We start from the raw sequence: 24,984 nt of genomic DNA, 5'->3' as shown, positions 1-24,984 counted from the left end.
GTCGAAGCGGGTCAACGTTGGAAGCTGGTCGATGCCGCTGGCAAGAGCTACACGCTCACCTTCAACGAGGCGCCTGCAGGGTCGTCGGCTGCTTCTAGTGCGGTGATCAGCCGCAACAGCATCAACGCAGTGTCCGTGGCAGCCTCGGCGGCCATCGGCATCAGCGGCGGTGGTTCGGGCTTGGCCTTCAGCGGAGCGGGCGCCGTGGCGGTCAACACCATCAGCGGTTCTACCGACGCCTTGTTGCGTGCCAGTTCGGCTACGGCCGAAGAGGGCGATGTGGTGCTCAATGCCTCCAGCGACAAAACCATCACCGCCACCATTGCGGCGTTGTCGGTGGCTGTGGGGGCGGGCACAGGCTCGGGCCTAGGTGCGTCCATTGGCATTGCTGTGGCGCGTAACTTGATTGGCCAAGAAGGCTTTGGCATGGTGGGCGACAACGCCATCTCGACCGTGCGTGCCTTGATCACCGATTCGGACGTGACCACGGGCGGCGTGCTCGACTTGCGTGCCGATGCGCGTCAAGTCATCGACGCCTTGGTGGTCTCGGCTTCGGCCGCGATCGCTGTGGGCGCGGGCAATGGCATTGCCCTCAGCGGCTCAGGCGTGTGGGCCGAAAACCAAATTGGCACCCGCGTGCATGCGGGCGTCACCACTTTGACGGCTCTTGGCGAGCGTCCAAGCGCCATCGAGGCAGACGAGGTCTTGGTGCTTGCTACCGACCGTTCTTCCATCCGTTCTTTCGCAGGTGCTGCCTCTTTGGCTGCGGCCTTTGGCGGCGGCAACGGCGTGGCCTTGTCGGTGGGCGTTTCCTTGGCGCGCAACATCATTGACGGCACCGTGCTGGCTTCGATCGACGGTGCGGTGCTCAGCGCCACCACCACGGTCACGGTGCAAGCCTTGTCAGACGCAAACATTCAGGTGTTTGGTTTGGCCGCTTCCATGGCGATTGCAGTGGGCGGTGCCACCGGCGTGGGCGTGAGTGGGGCGGGTGCGTCTGCACTCAACGTGATCTTGGGTGACACCTTGGCCCGTGTGCACGACAGTGCCATCACAGCAGGTGATGATGTCTTGGTGGATGCCAAGGCCAGCAACCGCATCAAGTCCACCATCATTTCGGCGTCGGTTGGCGTCGGTGCGGGTGGTGCCACAGGCATTGGTGCGTCGGTCGGTGTCTCGTTGGCACGCAACTACGTGGGCTACGACCCCGTGGCCTACACCGGTGCCGTGACCTTCACCTCCGGCACAGACAAGCCATCGCGCATCAGCAAGGGCCAAGTCGTGCGCATGAGCGCCGCCTCGGGCGCACGCGCCAATGAGGTTTACAAATACATCGGTGACGAGTCCCTGACCAGCACCACCGACAAAGACGGCAACGCGATCGATTTGATCTTGAGCCAAGACTTCTCGGACACCAAGAAGTGGGAACAACTCACGCAGCCAGCGGCCAACCGCATTGAGGCTTTTGTCACCGAATCATCGGTGCTCAAGCTGGCCTCTGCGCCAGATACGGTGCTGAACTTCACCGTATCTGCTTTGGCTCAGCAAAGCATTGCGTCCACCGTGTTTGCCGGCTCAGTGGCCGCTTCTGCAGGCGGCGCCACGGCGATCGCCGTGAGCGGTGCGGGCGGTAGCGCGGTCAACCGCGTGGGCTCGACCACACGCGCCTACGTCGCCAACACCACCGAGCGTGGTGTGCGCGTGGATGGCGACATCAAGCTGTTGGCGCTCGATACCTCCAGCATTGCCTCTTCCGTCATGGCCGTTTCGGTTGCTGCGTCGTTTGGCACCACCGGTGCCTCGGTGGCGATTGGCGTGTCTTTGTCTGACAACAGCATCACCAGCACCGTGGAAGCCTTTGCAGACCGTGCGCTGCTGGACGCGACCAAGGGCAGCATCACCCTCGATGCCAAGGAGTCGGGCACCATCGACGCCTCGTCGACGGCTGTAGCCGTAGCCATATCTGCCAGCATCGGTTTGTCGTTTGCCGGTGGCGGTGCCAACGCTTACAACACCATTGCCACCACCACACGCGCCTGGTCAGGCCGCAGTGGCGATACGGCGGTGACTGAAAGCATCACTGGGTTGAGCGAGCTGTATGCCGCCAAAGACATCAGCGTCACCGCCTTGAGTTCGTCCAACGCCAATGCGCGTGTGCGCGCTGCCGCGGCCAGCTTTGGCTTGGTCGCTGCCGCTGCTGCGGGTACACAAACCAGCAACACGCTGTCGCCCGTGGTGGATGCGTTCATCAAAGCCACAGAAGTCAAAACTCCCGGCACCGTGCTCATCGCCGCTCGCGCTGACCAAGAATCCATGGCGCGTTCCGATGCGCTGGCCATCAGTGGCGGCTTGTCGGTGTCAGTGGGTGTGTCTTCGGTGACGACCGTGGATGCCAGCAAGATTTATGCAGCCATTGACGACAAAGCCCAAGTGCAAGCCGGCGTGTTGCGTGTCAGTGCCAAGGCGTACGACAAGATTTACCAAAAGTCCTCGGCCTCCAGCGGTGGTTTGATTGCCGGTGCAGGTGCAATCTCGGACTTGCAAATCTTGGGTCAAACCGTCGCCCGTGTGGGTGAAAAGGCGGTACTCACGGTCGGTCTGCTCGACCTGATCGCCAACCGCGATCAAGACTTTGACGCCCAAGCTTTCAACATTGCCGTCGGCTTATTCGCCGGAAGTGGTGCTTTGGTGACCAACTTGGTCGCAGGCACCGCCGATGTCAAGATTGGCAGTGGCGCACAAGTGGACGCTGAATCTATCCTCATCAGCGCCAACAACCAAGCGGTCAAGAACAAGTACAGCAACAAAGAAAACTCGCTGGAGTCGTTCTCGGCCAGCGCTGGCTCAGTCAGTGCCATCGTCAACGCCACGACCTTGGGTTCGGGTGCTGCGAAGTTTGGCTCCAAGGTTGACATCGCGTCTGACGCAGCGCTCACGGTGTCCACATCTGGCACCAATACCGGTGTGTTCCGCATCGAAACCTTGTCCACCATCAACGTGGTCGACAAAGTGCGTGTGGATGGCATCGCGGGCTTGGCCATCACCGTGGCTGTGGCCACGCAAAAGGCCGATTCTGTGTCCAACATCACGGTGGGCTCAGGTGCCTCGTTGCGTAACTTGAGTGGTGATTTGGTGCTGGCCACCAGCACCAACGCTGACATGATGGCCGGCGCCAACGCCTTCTCGTTGTCTGGCTTTGGTTTCGCCAATGCCACTGCCACGGTGGACTTGCAAGCCAACAACGACATCAAACTCACCGACGCCGAACTGGTGGGCCGCGATGTCAAGTTGATGGCCGGCCAAACGCGTGACCGCGTGCCCAACATCATCTTGGGCAAAGCACGCGCAGACATGACCATGATTTCCCTGTTCGGCATCACGGCACCGGTTCGCTCGGTTACCGTGGATGAACAAAACCGCATTGAGTTGCAAGGCAGCACCGAAGTGCGCGCCATTGGCAACGTCGATTTACTGGCCGAAAAGGGCATTGGTACAGCCACCTTGGACGGCTTGGTGCTCAACATCGGTGGTGGTTTCTTCACAGGCTTGGTGGCCTTGGGCGACAAAACTTTCCGTAGCGACAACGAAGTGATCGTGGGTGACAAGGCCAGCATTGAAGCCGGCATGAATTACAAGACCGTGGTCAGCATTCAGCCCTACACGGTTTCGGGTAAGCCCAACTTGGCAGGTAGCACCTTGAGTGATGCTGCCATGTCGACGCGCATTGCCGCCATCAAGTCGGCGGGCGAAAAAGGCTTAGACCTGACCGAAGCCGAAAAGTCCAATCTCGGTTTAGACGCGCTGCAGTCCTACCACTATGTGGCCTTGGAACTCAAAGACGTGTCGATTGGTTTGACGACCGGCACCATCGTGGAGCTGGTCGGCACCGACTACGCCAAAGGCATCTCCGGTGCGGCCTACCAACTGACGCCCGGCAGCTACACCGACTTGAACTTGGTGCTCGACAAAGAGGACTACACCAACACCAGCCGTTGGACCCTGATCACGCCCACCCACAAACTGGCCACGACGGGCACCGTGGCTGTGGCCACCGACGACATCGTGCGCAGCAGCGACGGCCGTTGGTTCAAGCGCTCGGGTGCTGCACTCACCATTGATGCGGCGACCGAAAGCTTCAGCGCCAGCGCAGGTTGGTTGCAGATGCAAGTGCAGACCAGCGACAAAGGTAAAAAGCTGGCTCGCGAACTGAGTGATGATTTTTACGTTCTCAAATCCAAAGACGTGGGCTTGCCCAGCTTGGTCTACGCCAACGTGGCCAACCAACTGTTTGAAGACCGCGCCAAGATTGTGGGCTGGATGGGCAGCCATGCCGGCAATGCCGAAGCCATTGCCCGCTACCAAGCCTTGCTTGAAAAGATCGACGGCCAGCTCGAAAAAATGGGCCTGGCCAACAAGGCCGATGGCAGCAGCACCGTGGTGCCACGCACCCAGTTCGACCAATTGTTCCTGCGCTTGCCTACCATTGAGGCTTCGCCGGGCCTGATCAACATTGCGGCTGGCAGCAGTTCGCGCGCAGCCATCGACGTGGCATTCAACGCCGGTCGCTTGCTGGCCCATGACCAAGCCAACATCACCATCGCCAACGCGACACCATTTGGTCTTGAAGTCAACGATGTTGGCATTCGCAAGACCAGCCGTGTGGAAACAGTCAATGGTGCGTTGGTCACGCTGAACGCGGGCACCACCTACTTCAACAAAGAGGGCTTGAGCAAAGCCGGTGAGGGTGGTCAAAGCGAGATTCGCATCGTGCAAGATGCGTTCCTCAAAGAGGCCTATGGCATCAACGGCAGCCTCGGTGCCATTGCTGCACCCAGCGGCCCACAAGATCTGTATGTGCGCGGCAAGATCAGCAACGCCGACGGCGCGCTGTTCCTCACCAACATGGAAGGCAGCATCAACGTCACGGGCGAAGTGCGTGCGGCGTCGGTCAACATCAGTGCGACTGGCGACTTCAACCTGTCTACTGAAGATTGGTTCCACACGGGCGCTGACCCACGTCAGTACCTGGATTTCAACAAGACCTTTGGCTCAACGGTTTACAACGCAGACGGCAATCGAGATGACGCCTCCTTTGACTATGGCGATGCACGTGTCAACGCGTTGTTGGCCGCCGTTGAGGGCCAGGTTTCGGCCCGCACCCAAGAAAGCAACCTCAATGACACCCGAGGCACGGCCGACACACTGACCTCTACGGTGGCCATTACTGCCAAGCTCAACGACAAGTTTGACCAAGACCACTACAAACTGTCAGTGGACAAAGCGGGCGATGTCACGGTCACCCTGCAAACGGCCGTGAATGACACACGGGCGAACTATGAACTCTCGCTGATCGACAGCTCTGGCAAGGTACTGCGCACCATACAGACAGGTCGCACACAAACCTACACCTTCAGTGTGGAAAATGCCGGTAACTACTTTGTGCGTGTCAGTGCTGTGCGCACTTACCCCGCCACCACCATCAACAGCCCCGCCACCACGCCGAGCTACACCTACGAGTCGAGCGCCGGCAAGAAGATGGTGAAGCCTGGCGACACCGTGCGTGTGGGCGACAAGGTGTATGCCTATGACACCAATGGCAAGGGTTACCCCATCACGGGCGAAGCGCGCGAGATCAACCTCTCCATGGAGGACTACTCTGCGTCTGACGACTGGTGGCAGGTTGACTACAACTACAAATCAGACAACTACAAAATCAGCGCCGAATTCGTCGCACCTGTGAAAAAGTCCATCGTGTTTGCGATGGGCGCGATCGACATCAATGCCCGTTACCTCAACATCGACGGCACATTGCAAAGCGGCGTTGACAACATTGACCTGACGATTGGCAAAGACTTTGCGCCTGGAAAATCCAGCAACTTCACCGACAGCTTGGGCAACACACTCAAGGGCATCAGCTACGGTGCGGCGGGTCTGTCGACGGTGGACGGTTACTTTGACGCCAACACTGGCACCATCATCTTGGACGACATCAAGCCCACGGGCGGTGTCATTAATCTGACCGGCACCATCATCAGCACCGGCAACGGTGAGATCAAGGTGGCCAGTGGTTACGCCTCAATCAACATCGACAACCAGAGCAAGTACGCCTTGGCCACGGGGGTGATCGATGCCTCAGAAAACCGCATCGGCAAAGTCACGGTGACCGACAGCGCCACGCTCAAGCGCGAAGTCTTCACCTTCGAAAACGGCAACTACAGCCAACAAAAACTCCAAGGCACACTCACGCCCGCCAGCGCCCCCAACGGCGTCAGCAGCATTGTTTACACCGACAACGGCATCACAGGCGGCAAACTGGCTGAACTGGGGGCTGACTTGACCTACAACCCCGAGTCCGGCCGTTACTACGTCTGGACCGAGGGTCAGGCCAAGACGCAGACCAACCTCAAGGTCTACGAGCAGCGCAGCTTCAACTTGCTGGGCTGGGACTGGGACTTCTTGGTGCCCGACACGGCGGCCAACTTCAACGAAACACGCTTCACCGACGGGGCACCTTTGCTGGAGTCCGAATTGGTCCTCAGCGCAGCCGATGTGGCCCAGTTGCTGGGCGTCAGCAGCTTTGACGATGCGGTGTTCGTTGAGTACTTGCAAAAACGCAACCTAGCGGTGGACTTGGTCAAAGACAAATCGCTGGTGCGTGACGTCAAAACCAACATTCTCTACACCTACGTGGGCGACAGCGGCAAGGTGCAGTTCCCTGTGATTGATTTCACGGACAGCGCGTTGTGGGCCAAGCAGCAGCAGCTCAAGGGCGGCAAAACGATGCCCGACCCAAGCAACCCGTTGACTGGCAACATCATCAAGGCGACCGGTGATTCGTCGATCAAGATGGTGGATGACACGGGCAAAGAGGTGAGCTGGACGCCCAAGAAGGCCAACGACACGTACGAAAGCGATTTCGCCAACCAAGAAATCACCACCGACGGCCCCAAAGAAGAGGGCGGCGGTTGGTTACGCGAGAAGGTCATCACCACCAAAGTGACCACCGTCACCGGTTTGAAAGACTTCTACACCTACGGCCTCAAGGCCGACTTGCCCATCAAGGTCACGACCTTGGTCGGCGCAGCCAAGCCCGAGGTGAACATCCTCACCACGGGCAAGTTGCTGCTGCGCGGCAGTATCTCGATGGGTGCGGTCACTGCGCCCGACGATGCGGATGCCGTGTTCACCCCCATGGCCCTGTTGGCCGATGCCCTTGAAGTGGGCAGCAATGTGGTCATCAGCGGTGCTTTGCCTGACATTCAGGCCAACAGCGACGTCACCATCACGGTCAAAGACCCCGTGGGCAAGCTCAACATCCGCGCCACCGGCAACGTGGTGGTCAACCAGTTGCAAGACCGCGACCATGATCCGCTGGCAGGCAACCGTGGCCTGAAGATTGGCCAAATCATTGCCGCCACCTATGTCGACCAGCTGATCGTCAGTGCTGGCAATGTGACCATCAACTCGGTTTACGGCATTGAAGACGCTTCGGTGCTCAACTCACGCATCGTGGGCGAGCGTGTGGAACTCAACGCAGGCGCAGGCTCGGTCCGCGTCACCGTGGACAGCAACGTGATGGGCAACGGCGGCATCGCCGCCAAAGGCGCGGGCAGCGTGACGCTGACTGAAGCCTTGGGCGACATGGTCTTGATGGCACCCAAGGGCTGGGAGGGCGCCTCGGTGCTGTCCACGCTCAGCGATGTGCAACTGACCGCCAAGCACGGCGCGATTTTGGACGGTGTGTATGAGCGCGCCATTGCCAACGTCAGCGCGACGCTGGAAGCGTTGAAAGCCTCGGGCTTCACCGACGCACAACTGGAGGCCGCGGGCTTGGGCAACCAAGCCATGTTGGCCGACAAAGCCAAATACGCCATGGCCCCAGATTTGGTGAAGGCCTTGTTGCCGCACCAAGACCTGCTGGGTCAAGGCCAAGCGGGTGGGGCAGAGCGCCTCAACGTCCAAGGCCAAAACATCACCTTGTTGTCAGAGGGCACAACGGCGGGTGTGAGCTACGGCGTAGGCCGTTCGTCTGACCGCGTGACCATCTTGAACCCCGGTGACTTCAACGCCTTGTCTGCCGCCAACAAAACCTTGTTGTCGCAAGCCAGCGCCGCCGACGTCATCGAAACCCGCTACCGCCGTTATGAGTGGATCGGTCAAGAAACCACGGTCGACTTGTCGTCGGTGGGCACTTTCAACAACCCCACGCTGTGGCGCGAAGTTGCGGCATCCGCAACAGCACCGGCTGACTTGCCCATTTTGGGCACCAGCGACGGCATCAGTGACATTCAGACCGGCCAATGGGTCGACAACCAACGCGAGTTGCTGAGTGTGACGATTCAGATCACCGATGACCTGAACATCAGCGCCACTGGCGATGTGGCCGTCAAGTCTTTGGGCGACGCTGTGTTGCGTGCCGAGGCTGATCTGCGTATCAGCGAAGGCAGTCGCAGCGCTTTGGACCTGTTCGGCATCGAGGCTGCAGGCCGGGTGCGCTTGGCCGCGGGGGGGGCTATCACCGCGCTGGGCAGCACCGAGCGAGCTTGGTTGCTGAGTTCCGGCGGTGACATCAGCCTGTTGGCCGATGGCACCACGGGCAGCACCACGCTGGGTGGTCGCATTGCCATGGCCGACGGCTCGGCCCTGCGCATCGACATCGGTGAGCAGGGAGAGGCCTTGGCGGGGGGCATCACCTTCGCGCCAGGCGTGCTCAACCTGAGCGCCGCTGGCTTGGTGAACGTGCAAGAGCAAAACGGAGACCTGTGGCTGGCTTCGGTGGCGTCAATGGGTGAGGGTGCGAAAGGCGCTGTGTCACTCACCGCCGCAACGGGCGAAATTCTCGCTTCAGAGCGCAGTTACCACAGCGAATTGACCCATGTGATCGGCGTCGATGTGCGCTTGGTCTCTGGCACCGTAGGCACCATCGATGGTGCGCGTAATTTGGGCAGCGTCGTGCGTGCCTTGCGCTTGGAAGCGCGCAGCTTGGCAGCCTCGGTCTTCACCGGCCAAAACGCGATGATTCACATTGAGAACATCGGTGACTTGGACCTTGCACAACTCGACATGAAGCGAGGCCGTGCCTTGGTGCAAACCACGGGTTCGCTGAGCTTGACTGCCGTCGTACAAGTCACGGCCAACAGCAGCAGCGAAATTGCGCTGACCGCCTTGGAAGGCGACGTGTTGCTGTTCAACGACCTGACCTTCGGTCAAGGTCGCCTGGCCTTGTCGGCCGGTGGCAGCGTGTGGCAATCGGCCAACTCTGACGTGCTCAATGCGGGTGGCTCGGTGGACATCACGGCTGATTTCGGTGGCTTTGTGCAAGCACAAGGGGCCAGCTTGTCCACTCACGCCGCTTCGGGCGGTGGTGCCATCACCATTCGTGCGGCTACCGATGTGGTGGCTTCGTCGATCAACGCCAGCACGGCGGTGTTGGATGTGTGGTCGCTGCAAGGCCACATCCTCGAAGCGCTGGGCGCAGACGGGTTGGGCGATGCAGGCAGCGACTTGAAGGGCGCCAGCCTCACGCTCAAAGCGGCCCGCTCTATCGGCACTTTGGGTCGACGTGGTGAGGCGATTGAAATTTCTACCGCCAGCCTCTCGGCAGACGCGGGTGAAAACATCGCCTTGATCAACGACAAGGCCTTGAGCCTCACCAAACTCAACGCCGACTCGGTGGTGCTGCGCACCAGCGCCGGCGCTTTGATGGTGGATGCCGACATCACCATCACCCGCCAAGCGCTGTTGCAAGCCGGCACAAGTGGTTCGGTGGCGGTCAAAGACGGCGTCACCGTCAGCGTGACCGAGGGTGCGCTGAGCATCTTGGCAGCTCAGGGCATTACCTTGGGCGCGAACAGCGTGGTGTCCAGCGTGGGCAGCGTGGACTTGCAAGCCAGCGCGGGCGCACTGGCCATGAACGCCAGCGCACGCATCGCCAGCAAGGGCGGCAATATCTTGTTGTCGGCTGGTACCGACATCAGCTTGGCCACGGTGGATGCACGCTTGGCCAATGGCAACTTACAAACCAATGGCTCACGCTTGGGCGTGTTGGCCGGTGGGCGCATCAGCAACGCTTTGGCGGCCAACGCCACAGGAGCCAACCTGTACGGCGTGGACGCCATGTTGCAAGCAGGCAGCGGCATCGGTGGCAGCACAGACGCCAGCGCACTGCGCTTGGCACTCACCCGCGTGTCGGCACAAACGGCAGCAGGCGACATCCGCTTGCACGCTTTGAGCAATTTGGAAATCGGTCCGGTGGCTGATTTGCGCATGGATCGCGTGGTCGAAACCGGCTTGATGGCGCCTGTGTGGACACTGGCCCAAAGTGGACTGCGCACGGGGGCCAACGGCCATGTGTTTGTGAAAGCTGATGGCAGCCTCACCTTGACAACAGACCCCGCGCTGGACAACGGCACAGCCATTCAAACTGGCTTGGGTGGCAACGTCACTGTTGCCGCCACGGGTGCCGTCAACTTAGCCAGCGCTGCGCTGGCCGACGTGCCTGTCATCCACGCGCGCGCACTGAATGTGTCTGCCACCAGCATCGCCGCCATGACCGTGGCGGTGGAAGAACTCAGCGTCACCTCCACGACGGGCAACTTGGCCTTCAGCGATGTGGATGTGTGGGGTGAAACCAACCCAGGCTTGGTACTCAAAGACATAGCCTCGTCCGGTAACGTCACCATCACCGCACAAAACGACCTCAGCGTGACCAAAATCCGCACCGGCAACAGCGCCGATGTGAGCTTGCTCTCACTCGCCGGCGATTTGCTGATGGTGGTCGCCGATGCCTTGGCTGACAATTTGGACGAACTGAGCCTGTTGGCCGCCGGTTTCATCGGCAGCCCACGCCTGTTCACTGGTGCCAACCGCACCGAGTACCGCTCTGGTGCTGCATTGCGCTTAGGCACAGCCAGCACCCAACTGCCGGTGGGCACATCTGTCATCGAACCGACGACAGATTTGAGCGCCGATTTGTCGACCCAGCATTTGGTCTTGCGCAGCGACAGCTTCATCACCCTCGCGGGCGTCTACTTGCCGCAAGGCTCAGTCAGTACCTCGCTGCAAGCGGCGCAGGGCATTTTCTTGAGTCAGGCAGTGTCTGACATGGCCACCCGCCTCAGTCAGAGCCTGCAATCGCCCAAAGTCGTGGTGCTCACGGATACCGCCTTGTTCACCCTCGACGAGGCGGCTGTGCTTTCTCGCTTGGCGGGTGGCGGCGGTGGCGGCGACGAACAGGCGGCCACACTGGCCAGCCCGGCCGTCGTTTTGCCGGGCGCTTTGCCTGTCGCCTCGGGTGTGGCCTCTGTGCTGCGCTTGGGCAACAACGCGTTTGGTTCAGGCAGCGAAACCTTGACCATCACCCTTGGCGTGGCCAGCGGCCAAATTTCGGCCACGGCCCCTGCTGGCGTGACCGCGTCTGGTAGCAACACCGATGCACAGCGCAGCTTCACCGGCACCGCCGCGAAGCTGAGCACTTGGTTTGCCAGCGTCAGCGCCCCAAGCTACACCGGTGCCGCCGGAGACACCTTGAGCGTGAAAGTGGCGCGCGGCGCTGTCTCGGTACAAACCCAGCTGGCCTTGTACGGCAGCAGCACCCAAACACTCAGCGCACCGACGTTGAGCCAAGTGCCCGTCACCAGCTATATCACCGCCAATTCGCCCTCTAGCCTGAGCATGGGCAGCTTGTCCATCAGCGGCTCTGGCTCGCTGACCTTGACGCTCAGCACCCCCGCATCTGCCACCTTGTCTGCCACCTCCGGCAATGGGGTGACGGTGGGCGGGTCGGCCACCGCACGCACGCTCAGTGGCAACGCCGCTGACTTGCAAGCCTTTGTCACCACGGCCAACAACCTGCGCTACACCGGCGCGACCGGCAACTTGACGCTGCGCTTGGCAGACGCCAGCGGCAACGCCAGCAGCTTGACGCTGAGCTTGGCCACACCTTTGGTTAGCGGCACCACGCAAACCAGCGGTCGCTTGACTTTGCCTACCGAAATGGTGCGCACCTCGGGCGCTGCACTGCCCCTGAAGTGGGCCGCCACTGCCATCACGGCAGGAGCGAATGCCAACGAGGTGTTGGCCTTGGACGTGCTGGCACCTCAGTCCCTGTTGAACATCCCAAGCCTCACTGGCAGTGGTGTTGCCGTTTCTCAAGGCGACAGCTTCACGGTGGGTCAATCCACGCTTACCGCCACCCGTCTGAGTGGTACCGCCGCCGACTTGAATGCCTTGTTGTCTGCGGGCACCCTGTCGCTTACCGCAAATGCCGCTACTACTCTCAGCAACAGCTTGGGTGTGCGCCTGATCGGCACCGATGGCAGCAGCTCGGCCAGCATGACCCTCAGCTTGGCCAGCACCTCTGGCACCCAAAACGCCACAGCGCTGAACTTGACCCTGCCCACCGCGGTTGGGGTAGGGGCAGGTACGTCCATCGTGTTGCAAAACGCCTTAACTGGCGGTTCTGGCCAACACAGCCTCACGCTCAGCGCAGGCAGCGCCACCCTGAGTGCCGCCAATGCCAGCGCGCTCAACCCGCAAACCGCCAACGGCCAAGTCACCCTGACAGGCACCGTTGCGCAGCTGAACGCCTATTTGGCTTCGGGCGACTTGAGCGCCAACAACAGCGCAGGCCAAACCCTGAGCTTGTCGCTGCAACAAGGCGGCACCGCCCAAGTGGTGGGCACGGTCAACTTGATCGCATTTGCGCCAGCCTTGCCCACACTCAGCTTGCCAGCCAACGTGTATGTCATGCCGGGCAGCAGCTCTTCGTTGGTGTTGGGCACCACGCCGATCACGGGCGATGGCCCGTTCACCCTCACGCTGAGCACCAGCGGCACCCTGACCGCCAACGACACCACGCTCGATGGCTCGGCGGCAGATACCGCCACCAGCGCCAGCAGCATCACCCTGACGGGCGATGCCACTGCGCTCAATGCTTACCTGAACTCTGGCAAATTGCGCTTTGTGGGCACAGCCAGCACCTTGGTGCTGACCCTGCAACAAGCCGACGACAGCAGCCGCCAAGTGGTGGCACGCGTTGGCATGGCTGCGGCCAACTTGGCCGAAGTGGCCGGCGCTACACCGCTGCAATTGAGCTTGCCAAGCACCGTGAACGTGACCACGGGTGCCACAGCGCAGCCTTTGGTACTGGGCTTGGCCGTGCTCGACGGCCTCAGCAGCGACAGCCACAGCTTGACACTGACCGTCGCCGAGGGCAGCAGCTTGACCGCCAGTGGCACCACCTTGGACAACGCGGATGCCAGCATCCACGCCAACGGCACCACCGTCACCCTCAACGGCAGCTTGGCTGAGTTGCAAACCTACCTGCAATCGGGCTTGTTGCAATTGACGGGCCATGCCACTGCCTTGAACGTTACCTTGGCCAAAGGCGCACAAAGCATCAGCCGCCAAGTCGCGCTGAGTGCCACGGCTGCCAGCAGCTTCCCCGTGGTCACCGTGCCTAGCGCCTTCTTGGTTGCAGCCGCTGAAGCCACCGTGCTGGACTTTGGCGCCAATGCGCTGGGCAACAGCAACCTAGGCCTGACCCTGACTTTGTCGGTGGGCACAGGCACGTTCAGCTTGGTAGACGCCAGCGCCCACAGCAGCGTGACGGTGACCCCAAGCAGCAACGCCATCACCCTCAGCGGAACAGCCGCCCAACTCAGCGCTTTGTTTGACGATGCCGCCCATGGCCTGAGGCTCGATGCCATCGCCGGACAAGCGATCACCCTGCAAGTCAGCGATGCCGCTGACAGCACACGCTCGGTGCAAACCTCCATCGGCCTGCAAGCCTTTGGCGCGTCAGACACCAGCGTCAGCAGCCCCGCATTTGCCAGCCTGTCGGCCCAAGTGTGGGTCACCGCCTTTGTCGCCTCACCACTGAGCTTTGCCTCTGTTGCGCTGAGCGGCAGCGGCACTTTGGAATTGACCTTGAGCGGCACTGGTGCGCAATTGGTCGTCACCGCCTCCAGCGCCGATGCCAACTTGGTGGACGGCACCAGCGTGCGCATCGTGTCGGGCAACGGCACCGAGGCACTGAAGTTGCGCGGCACTGCCAGCGATTTGGCCGCCGTCTTGACGGCCGGCTCAGTGCGCTACGTGGGTAGCGCCAACACCTTGGTTTTGACCTTGGCTCCGGTCGACGGTGCCTCGGCTGTCACCAGTCGCATGGCCAGCGCGGAGGTGAATTTGGTTCTGCCTGCGGGCGTCACCACGACGGTGAGTGCGGGCGCTGCAATGACACTGCCGCAGACCATCGTGACCACTGCCAATTCACTGGTGCCGCTGCACCTGTCAGCTTCTGCGCTAGGCGCAGGCGTGACCAGCTTCACGGTGCAGCTTTCTTTGTCCACACTTCAGTTGCCTGGCAAAGCACTGAGCACCAGCGCCCCAGGCAGTATTGCTGATGTGAGCTGGAGTGAGAGTGGCGGCAACACCACCTTCACCGGAGCAACCGCCGATCTCAACAGTTTCTTCAGCACTTACGGCAACGTGTTCTTAGATGGCACGGGACTGTCATCGGTAACTGTTTCTGCAAATAATGTCCTGAAGTCGATCGCTTTGACGCAGGCCAACAGCGGTGCTGTCATGACGGGACCAAGTCTCTCTGTGCCATCAAAGTTTGCACTCATCAACAGTGCCTCTGATTTGATGTGGAGCCAAGCTGTCACCAGCGATAGCAGCCTGACCGTCAAGCTCAGCATTGCAGCTGATACCAATTTGGGTATCAGTGCTGGTTTGACCGCCTTAGGTGTATCGGCATCAAACATTTCCGCGGCTTCGACCAACCGTTCATTAGTCTTGACCGGTACCGCAGCTGAGATCAATGCCATTTTGAGCGGCACAGCTGGAAAGGTGAGTTTTGCCGGACCAGATACCACCTTGAAGGTGGAGGTGGTTGATGTCAACGGCATCAGTGTTTTCGGGCAAGCCGTGCTGGAATCCGTTGTACCTGTGATTCTTTCTCCAGCCGAAGTCCTTGTACCAACCCTCGCCCTGCAGCAAAGTTATTTGACCAAGACGTCGAGCGGTGAAATAAAGTTGTCATCTGATGCTATTGGCTTTGCGGGCGTCGGCGACTTAACGGTGACCTTGCAAGTTAGTGCAGGTGCCACGTTAGCTTCTTCTTTGGGTAACCACATCAAGACAGCCGTTGGCGCTGGCAATGTGGTGCTCAGCGGCAGTGGCACAACAGCGTTGACTTTGCAAGGCAGCGCAGCAGATTTGAATTCGTATTTGTCTAGCTCAGATCGCATTCGTTTCACTGGAAATGCGGCTAGCTATCAATTGACTGTGTCGGTTCAAAGCAATAACAGTGCGAATCAGCTAAGTTCGTTCACACAAAAGCAAGCAACAGTTACAAGTATTGTTCAGAGCGTTGATTTGCTGTCTGCTTCTTTTGGCAATGCGGGTGGATTGGCTCAGTCGGGTACAAATACAAACCGATCTGCCGGCGGCGGTGGCGGCGGCGCGGGTGGTGCGGGTGGTAATGCGGGTTTCAAACCCCAGGGCACGAGTAGTGGTGGTTTGGGGGGCGTAGGTAAGCAGTCCAGCATCACTGGATCCTCAACTTATTACGCAGGCGGGGGTGGCGGCGGCACAGATAACAACACGGTGTCGTATGGATTTTTGAATGGTTCAACCGAATATCCAGATGGCGGTTCTGGAGGTAATGGCGGTGGGGGTTTGGCATCGCGAGCAGGTAATGGCTTCAACGGCACTGCGAATTTAGGCGGCGGTGGCGGCGGCGCAGGTGACAACGGTAAGGGTGGGAATGGCGGCTCCGGCGTTGTGATCGTCAGGTATTTGACAAGCAGCATGACAGTGGCTGTTACGGGGGGCCCCACCACAAGCTCCATTTCGGGGGGGTACACCGTTCAAAAATTCACTGCGAACGGCACTTTGACGATTTCGAACCCTTCTGCAGATGCAAGTCTTGAATACTTAGTCATTGGCGGTGGTGGTGCCGGTGCGTCCACAGTTGCGCAAACCAAAATCGGCGCAGGCGGTGGTGGTGCCGGTGAATTTACTGAAGGTAAATTCCGTGTTTTGTCGGGTGCCAGTTTCAACGTGACGGTGGGCGTTGGTGGCATTGCACCAGCGACAACGGGTAGTGGTGGCGATGGCGAGGCATCCACCCTGTCAACGTCAGACGCACACCTCATCGTTCGTGCTGCAGGTGGTGGGGGTGGAGGCTATTTCTCTACTGTCGGCGCTGTGGGTGGCTCTGGCGGCGGTGGCGGCGGAAGAAGTCTCACTGCTGGCGGCGCTGCTGTTTCAGGCTTAGATGTGAATATTCCGGCATCTCTGGTCGTTCAGAGTGGCAACAAATTGGTGTTCAGTGCCAACGTCATGGGCTCATCCACGACGGATACGCGCACTGTTGTATTCACCACAGATGTTTCAGCGCAGTTGCTAGTCGACGTGGCAGGTGCCAACATCACTGCTGTCGGATCTGGGACAAACCAGCTTATCTTGACGGGTACAGAAGCTAATTTGAGTGCCTACCTTTCAGGGGGGACTGGTCTGAAGTTCACCTCGGCCGCGGGAATTCAAGAGTTGACAGTGGCTGTTCAAAGACAAGATGCCAACGGAAACGTCTTGTCTGCCGTGTCGGGTGGCTCTGCCGTTCATGTTTTGGGTGCGTTCAGCGGTCAAGTCGTCGCACCATCATTGAACTTGCCTGAGTCATTTGCGGTTGATGCTGCCTCTGGCGAAATCCAGCTTGCAAGCAATTTCATCAGTTTTGCTGGCTCTGGCGCGCTCACCGTAACCTTGACGGTTGATGCGTCAGCAAAGATCAGCTCAGCATTGGGTAACCATGCTGCTTCGGCAATTAACGCGGGCAATGTATTGGTCAGTGGCTCAGGGACTGCAGCTCTTGTGCTGACGGGTTCTTTGGCCGATATCAATACTTACTTATCGTCTTCTGGTCGTGTTCTTTTTGTGGGAAGTGCTGGCGTTCCAACCCGTCTTACCGCTACCGCTGCGACATCAAATGCAAGTATTTCAGTTAAGGCATCTGCTGACATTTATACCCAACTGAAAACGGTTGAAACTCGAAATGGTTTTGATTTGAGAAGTATGTTGGGGGCAGGTTTTGCTCAGGAACGGTTCACGGGTATCAGTGGCGATTTGGTCAGCAATTTGACGGCCAACACGACAAAGTACACCGTCAACAATCCAGATTCGGTGGCACTTTTAACGGGTGTCAATGGCAACTTCCAGATCACAGCCGCAACGGGTGATAGCTATGGCCAAAGGCTCACCGGCTGGATTCAGGTTCCCATCGATGGGTCTTACAGGTTCTGGGCTAACGGCAATAACCAAGTGGAGTTCCGCGTCCAAGCCACGGACACAAGCGGTAACGCCATGGTGGATGTCAATGGCAAGGCGGTTTGGAGTACCGCCGCAAAAGAAACTGAATACAACGGGTTAAATGAATGGGACACATCAGGAGAAAACATCGGTTCGCCTGCACAGTTCCTCAAGGCTGGCAGCTATTACCAATTTGAGGTGCTGCATAAGGAAGATGGTGACGAGTTGTTCGGATTTGCGACCGACTTTGTTCAGCTCGCTTATTCCACTGGCTCCGAAACACCAGCCACCCCCACACTCATCCCAGTGGCTTGGCTTACCCCTGCGCTGTTACCGGACAACCTGAATTTGACGCTGACAGGAACTGCGTTGACGGCAATGACCGATGTCACAGGTGTCACCGTGTCTGGGAACAACTCCAACACATTGACTTTGACAGGATCATTCACCGCGCTGAACAACTACCTTGCGCAAGCATCGAATGTGCAAGCTGTGGATGGCCGGACAAGTTATCTGATCTCCTACCGCCTCACCGGTTCGCAGACGGATCGTTTATCAATTGACCGTACGGAACAGGTCAAAGTTATTGCTCCGGCTATTCTTGTTGGAGCAGGGCAGACTTCTCCAAAATGGTTGGCGGGCCCAACTGCGTTGACCATTACCAGCGGAACATCTTCGCCTTTGACATGGTCTGGGGCTGACTTCGATGCCATAGGCAATGTCAATGTGACCCTCACCTTGGCCGAGACTCCTGTCAACGGCCAAGGCCTGAGTGCCAACTTGGCGGATGGCTCATCGGTCTTTACCGATGGCAAGACTTTGAGCTTTTCGGGCACCGCGATAGAGGCTGAAAATTGGCTCAAAGGCACGGCAGGTAGCGTTAGCTACATTGGTGCGGGCGACACCTTGACTGTGAAAGTGGCAGACGCCAGTAATGCCACACGCTACTTGCAGACATCGGTCAGTCTCGTAGCCGCTGTTCAGCCCTTGGAGGTGCAAAACACAGCTGCTATGACTTTGCCAAACGGTTTGGTTCAAACCGCTGGGGTGCCTGTTCAGTTGACCGCAACGGGCCACAGCGGTTTCACCTTCACAGGCACAGCCACGTTGAGCCTCGACCTCGATGACGTGCCCACCCACTTTGCCTTGACTAACCTCAGCACCTCAGGCGTGACCGCATTTGGCTTGACCGCTGCAGGCGCAGAGGTCGCGTTGACTGATGCGACGGCTGTTGGCACGCGCCTCAAAGGCACAGCCAGTGCGCTGACCACGCTGTTTGCCACCCGTGGCAACGTGCAATGGACGCCTGCAAATGGCGACAGCGCTTTGGTGTTCACCCTCAGCCCCGGTGCAGCCAGCCAGTCGCTGGCTGTGACGGTTCAAGCCAGCGATGCTGCAGCGCAAGGCACGTCCAACGGCCCAGCTTTGCAGTTACCAGCCAGTTGGTTGGTGAGCGCCGGTTCGGCTCAGGTGCTGGCTTTTGGAAGCACCGCCATCACCCACAGCGCCGCGTCTGAAACCCTCAAGCTCACCTTGACCTCGACCCAAGGTGTGTTCACAGCAACAGGCGGGCTTGTGCAGTCTGGCAGTGGTACCAACACGCTGGTGCTCAATGGCACAGCGGCCAGCTTGAACAGCTTCCTCAATGCCAACAACGTGCGTTTGAACACCTCGGCCACCGCGCAGCTGACGTTCACCCTCCAGGGCACCACCGGCGCACAAGGTCAAGCTCTTCAAGCCACGGCCCAAGCCAGCGTGCAATTGGCGGGCAGCATCGCGTCCCAAGCCAGCTTGGCCATGACGCTTGCACCAAGTTTCACGGTGGTTGCCAACGCGGCCAGCCCGCTGGTGTGGGCGCAAGACCTCTTGCCAAGCAGCAGCGATGCTGTGAACGTCACGTTGACGGCACCCGCTTTGGGCACTTGGACCGTTTTCAACGAAAGTGGTGCCAACACCGACGGCGTCACAGCCAGCGTGTCCACGGTGGACAGCCGCTCAGTCTTGGCGCTGCAAGGCACCGCCACCGCCGTCAACGCGTACTTGCGCACAGCGGGCAACGTGGTCTACACAGGCCCAGCCAGTGCCGTGACTTTGCAAGCCCAAGCTGCCGGTCAACCGGCCAGCAAAGCCAGCCTGAATTTGCAGGCTGCCACTGCGCAAGCCGCGCCTACGCTCCGTTTGCCAAGCAGTGCGGCTGTGGTGGCCAATGCCGCTTCACCCTTGCTGTTCACGACATCGCCTTTGAGCTGGTCTGGCACAGCCCCTGTGGCGATGACTTTCACGGTCACGTCGGGTGTGTTGTCAGCCACCAGCGCGTCGGGCGTCATGGTCACGCAGGCTTCTGACAACCTCCAGCGCGTCACACTCACCGGCACGGTCAGCGACTTGAATGCCTTCCTCAGCGCCAAAGCCCTGACCCTACAAGCCACGGGAAGTGCCGTATTGGCTGTGTCGGTGCAAGTGCTTGATGCCGTGACGGCGGGTCAGTTCAATCTGACCACTGCCGAGATGTCTGACGGCAGCACCACGGGCTTGGTCTTGGCCATGCCACAGCGCATCAGTCAACCAACCAGCGGTGCCACACCGCTGGTGCTGACGGAGCCATTCGCAGCCAACGCTGGTGCGTTGACCGTGACTTTCACCGCCTCGGCTGGTGGCAGTTTCACAGCCAACGCCACGGACGACGCAAGCGGCAATGCCGATGGCGTGGCCGTGGTCAGCAACACGGGCACAGCGCTGGTGTTGAGCGGCGATGCCGCGGCACTCAACACTTACCTAGGCACGGTTGGCAAGCTCTCCGTGAGCAACGCCAACAGCCTGCAAGTGCTGGCACAAAGCGGCACTGGCGCTAGCTTGCGCGCAGTGGCTGCCACCGTGTTGTTGGATGCCACGGCAGTGGTGTCTACGCCCACACTGAGTGGTGTGTCACTGGCCTTGCCGGTGATGGACGGTTTGGCTTCTGTGCTGCGCTTGACCGGCGTTCAAATGGGGGGCGACGGTATCTTGACCCTTACTTTGAGCACCACAGGTGCCATCAATGCCACAGCCCAAGCGGGTGACGGCGTGGTGGTGGGCGGCACAGCCCAAGCACGCACCCTCACCGGCACGGCCGCGCAGTTGGCTGCCTTTGTGGCCGCAGACGGCCGCATCAGCTACACCGGCGCAGCTGCTAGCTTGCAACTGAGTTTGGCCAATGCCGTGGGTGGCTTCACCTCGGCCAGCTTGAATTTGGAAACCCCCACTCAGCCGTCATTGACTGCAGCCAAAGGCGTCGCTCTGAACCTGCCTGCCGAGATGGTGCTGACCCCGGGTGCGCTGGTGGCCGCCTCCTTTGGCGCGACAACCTTGAGTGGCTTGACCGCTACCGACAACGTCACCTTGACACTGTCCAGCACTGGCAGTGCCACCCTCGATTGGGCGGCTGACACGGGCTTAGGTCTGGCTCAGGGCAGTGGCACCCGTTTGACGCTGAGCGGCACAGCCGCCGCGCTCAACACGTGGCTGGCCAGCGGCGCATTGCGCTTGGGCGGCGGCACGGGTGCGTTGCAATTGACCGCGCTGACCCAAGGTGTGACCACCGTGGGCGCGGTGGCTGTGGCGACGAGCCCAGTTGTGACCGAGACACACACTGCACCGCAACTCAAGTTGCCAGTGAACTGGAGCTTGCCCGCCAGCACCAACGCCGAACTGCGCTTGGGCTCGGATGCGCTCAGTGGCAGCGGCGTGTTGACCCTCACCTTGACCGTCAGCCAAGGCGTGTTGACCCTGCAAGGCGACACCACAGCCTTGGCCCCGAGCGGCACAGGCACAGCCACCGTGACGCTCAGCGGCACCGACAGCGTGCTCAATGCCTACTTGGCATCGGGCCAGCTGCGCTTCAACGGCAACAGCGGCAGCCTGACGGCCACCGTCGTGTCGCAAGCCAACACCAGCCTGCAAGTGCAGGCTGTGGCGTCCCTCGACACCTCGGCCACGCCCGAGTTCGCACCCACCTTGGCAATGGTTGTTCCTGGCAGCTTATCGCTGCTGGGCAGTACTTCGCCTTTGGTGTTCAGCAACGGCGTCTTGTCGGCCAGCGGCGTGACGGGCAACGTCACCCTGACGCTGGCAGCGGCCAATGCAGCGGCAGGTCAATTCGAATTCACAGCACGCAACGGCGTGACGGCATCGCTCAACGACAGCGGCCATTTGGTGTTGATTGGCACAGCAGCCACTTTGAACAGCTGGTTGGCCGATGGTGCCAGCTTGGCTTGGAATGGCACGGCCAGCAGCGTGGTGCTCACCGCCACCTCTGGCAACGCCAAAGCACAGGCCAGCCTCGAGTTGGGCAACTCTGTGGCCGGCGTGTTGGACGTCACCACCGGTGCTGCACTCACCGATGCTGGCATGTTGGGCGCGATCCATGTGGATGGCGACCTGAATATCACCAACGCATGGCTCAGCCAACAAGGCTTGAGCCATGGCGCATCGCTCAAGCTCCAAGCTACGGGCAACATCAGCTGGCAAGCCAGCGGTGTGTCACTGGCCAGCATTGCTTTGCAAGCGGGTGGCCTGTTGCAGGTGCAGGGCACCTTGAAGGCGGACAAGGTCAGCTTGACAGCCGACGCGGCCATCACCACCGCAGCCGATGCGGTGGTGCAAGCCAACCAGTTGGTGTTGAACACCCTGGGTGGGGATGTGGGCAGCGCTGCTGCAGCCTTGCGCATTGATTTGCAGGGCACAGACGCACATTTAAGTGGCGACGTGCATGGCGCGGCTTACCTGAGCGAGCTCAGTGGCAACTTGCTGTTGCAACGCTTGCGTGTGAGCGGCTTGGCTTCGCTGGGCACCGTGGACGGCAGCATCTTGGGCGTGTCTCAGGCTGGTTTTGCCGATCTGACTGCGGCCAGTGTGGCCCTCGTGTCTGCGGCGGCCATAGGTGCCGATGCTGACGCCTTGGTGCTGAGTACCGCCAACGTGTCTGCCAGTGGCGTGGGCAAGGTGCTGATTGAGTCGCAAGGCTCGGTGTCTGTGACGTCCTTGGCTGTGACGGGCCCCGACGCTATAGCCTCCTTGACTGGCCGAGGCCATGTGGCCTTGGCAGGTGCTATCAACAGCAGCGGCTCATTCACCTTGAACGCACGTGGCGATATCTCGCAAAGCGAGACCAGCACGGTCACGGCCGGTGGTGCCTTGAGCATCAGCAGCGTGCGCGGCAACATCAGCCAAGCCGCAGGCGCCAGCTTGGCAGGCTTGGGCGTCGTTCTAGATGCTGGTGCCGCCCTGACTTTGGGCAGCGTCAATGCGGGTGCAGGCCTTTTGAGCTTGACCGCGCGTGCCGGCTCGATCATCGATGCCGACACCACAGACAACACCGATCTCACGGCAGCCAGTGTGTGGATGAGCGCGAGCGAATCCATCGGCGACAACGTGTTGGCCGGTGGCCGCGTGACTGCAGGCGGTTTGGCCGGCAACGCCATTGACTTGAGCACCGCGACGGTATCGGCGGAGTCTGCTGGCAGCATGCGCTTGGCCAGCACGGGCAACCTGACAGTGGCCAGCATCTCCAGCAGCTTGGGTCTGCACACCACCGACGGTGGTGACATCCGGTTGACGGTGAGCGGCGACACTTTGACGGTGGCTGACACCGCCAAGGTCAGCGCCACGGGCATTGGCCAGGTGGTACTGAGCGCGCACAACACGGGCAACACCTCAGTGTTGTCGGTCAAAGGCTTGGTCAGCACCGAAGAGGGCACTGTCCACCTCAGCGCCGACACCTCGGTGAACTTGGTCGCCAACAGCGCTGCCTCATTGGCGATGACCGATCGCGTGCGCACTTTGGGCGACGTGGTGGTCACGGCCAGCAAGGGCTTGCGTATCGTCGACCTCAGTGGCGACAACGCCGCAGGAACCTTTGGACGCAGCGCTTCGCCAGGTGTGATCCGCATCGAAGGCGACCAAACCATCGCCAATAACCAGCGCTTGTCGCTGCAATTGAGCGGTGAAGACAACAACCAAAACGACCAGCTGCAAGTCACGGGCAACTTGACTTTGAGCAGCGGCAGTGCGTTGGACATCACGTTGGCATCGCAGTTGGAACCGCGTTTGGCACGCAGCTATGCCTTGATCGACGCAAGCTCGGTGAACGGCCACTTTGGTTCGAGTACCGGTTTGTTCGGCTTTGACGACGGCAGCAGCTTGCTGCAACTCACGCCTGTGTTTGAGGACACGATCGAAACGGGTTTGAGCTTGGAAGTGGTCAAACGCCCTGCAGCGGACACCCTGAGCATCACCGCGCACAGCAAGACAGACAAAGACACGCTGGGCACCTTCTTCAACTCGCCGTACTTTGGCGAGGGCAAGGCCTACAGCGCTGGGATGACCGTGCAAGCGGCTGAGTTCTTGACGGTGGACGGCATCTTTACCCTCGCGAGCAGTCTCAAAGACATCAGTGTCGTCACAGGCGGCACGGTCAAGGCCAACAGCTGGGTGATTGGCGGCAACAACCTGAACGCGTTTGTGGGCTTGAATGGTCCATACCGTTTAGACACCAACCACGACGGCAGCTTGTTGGACGAAGAGCCCAACACCACAGCGGCTGGTTTTGAGTTGACCGGTTTGGATCTGGGCTTGGCCTTGTTCCAAGACAGCGCCGTTGAAAGCAACAGCTCACCCCGCAGCTGGTTGAGTCTGTCGGCCACAGCAGCCACAGCCATCGAAGTGGGCTTGCCCTTGGTGGACATTCGCGCTGAAGACTTGAAGCTCGAAATCAACGTAGGCAGCGATGGCTCGGTGGTGGACTACACCCAGAAGCTGGACATCGCGACCGGCGGGAAACTGGCCGATGGCACCACGGACGAGGTGAAGACGCTGAATTTCTTGGGCAGCCAAGGCACGCTGGTGCGCGCTTCGGGCTACTTGGAGGTGGAAGTGGACGGCTTCTTCTCGGTGGCGGGCAACTTGGGCTTTGAGAAGTCCACCCGTGCCGTGACCTTGGCCGATGGCACCGAACTCAACGTGGACACGCTGAGTTTTGGTGGCCAGAACCTGCGCGCCTTTGCGGGCGTGAATGGGCCGTATTGGCAAGACACCAATGGCGACCGTGTGTTCAGCGAAGCCGAAGCCAACCCCAAATCTGTGGGTATGGCCATGAGCGACGTGAGTTTTGCCTTGGTGTTGGCGGATGCAGCCGCAGGTGCTGAAGGCGCTGACGGTCTGCAATGGACAGCGCTGAAGGCCGCAGCGGGTAGCGTGGCCTTTGTGGGTGTGCCGAACGTCACACTCGCGGCGCGCGACTTGGCGGTGGACATCAACCTCGTCAGCGGTGTGAGCGCCAAGCTGGATGCCGACACCAAAGTGCTCGACTTCACCGCCGGTGAAGACGCTTTTGAGGTGGTGACCGGCACCGGCAAGACCATCACGTTGGACATGGCCGGCGACACGGGCCAGTTGGTGCGCGCTAGCGGCACCATGGACATGCAACTGGGCAACTTCTTCCAGTTCACAGGTTCGATGGGCTTGGAGCGCCGTGCGCAAGACGTGGTCTTGGCGGATGGCACCACGGTGCAGACCGAGATGCTCAGCGTGGGCGGCACAGGCCTGACCGGCTTTGTGGGCTTGGGCCCTTACGGCTCAGACGCCAATGGCAACGGCAAGTTCGATACCAACGAAGTCAACCCCGATGCAAAA

Annotated in this window: 1 protein-coding gene (only partly in view); it reads left to right on the top strand. The window is 60.1% G+C overall.

All 24,984 nt of this window come from inside a single coding sequence — locus C5F52_RS12620, glycine-rich domain-containing protein, on the top strand. Of the gene's 61,857 coding nucleotides, 15,213 precede the window and 21,660 follow it; the stretch shown corresponds to coding positions 15,214–40,197 — codons 5,072 (complete) to 13,399 (complete); the first complete codon in view begins at nucleotide 1. Both the start codon and the stop codon lie outside the window.

The organism is Limnohabitans sp. TS-CS-82 (assembly GCF_002943475.1).
Note: the sequence above shows the minus strand (reverse complement) of the source record. Positions and strands in the feature narration are given on the sequence as shown.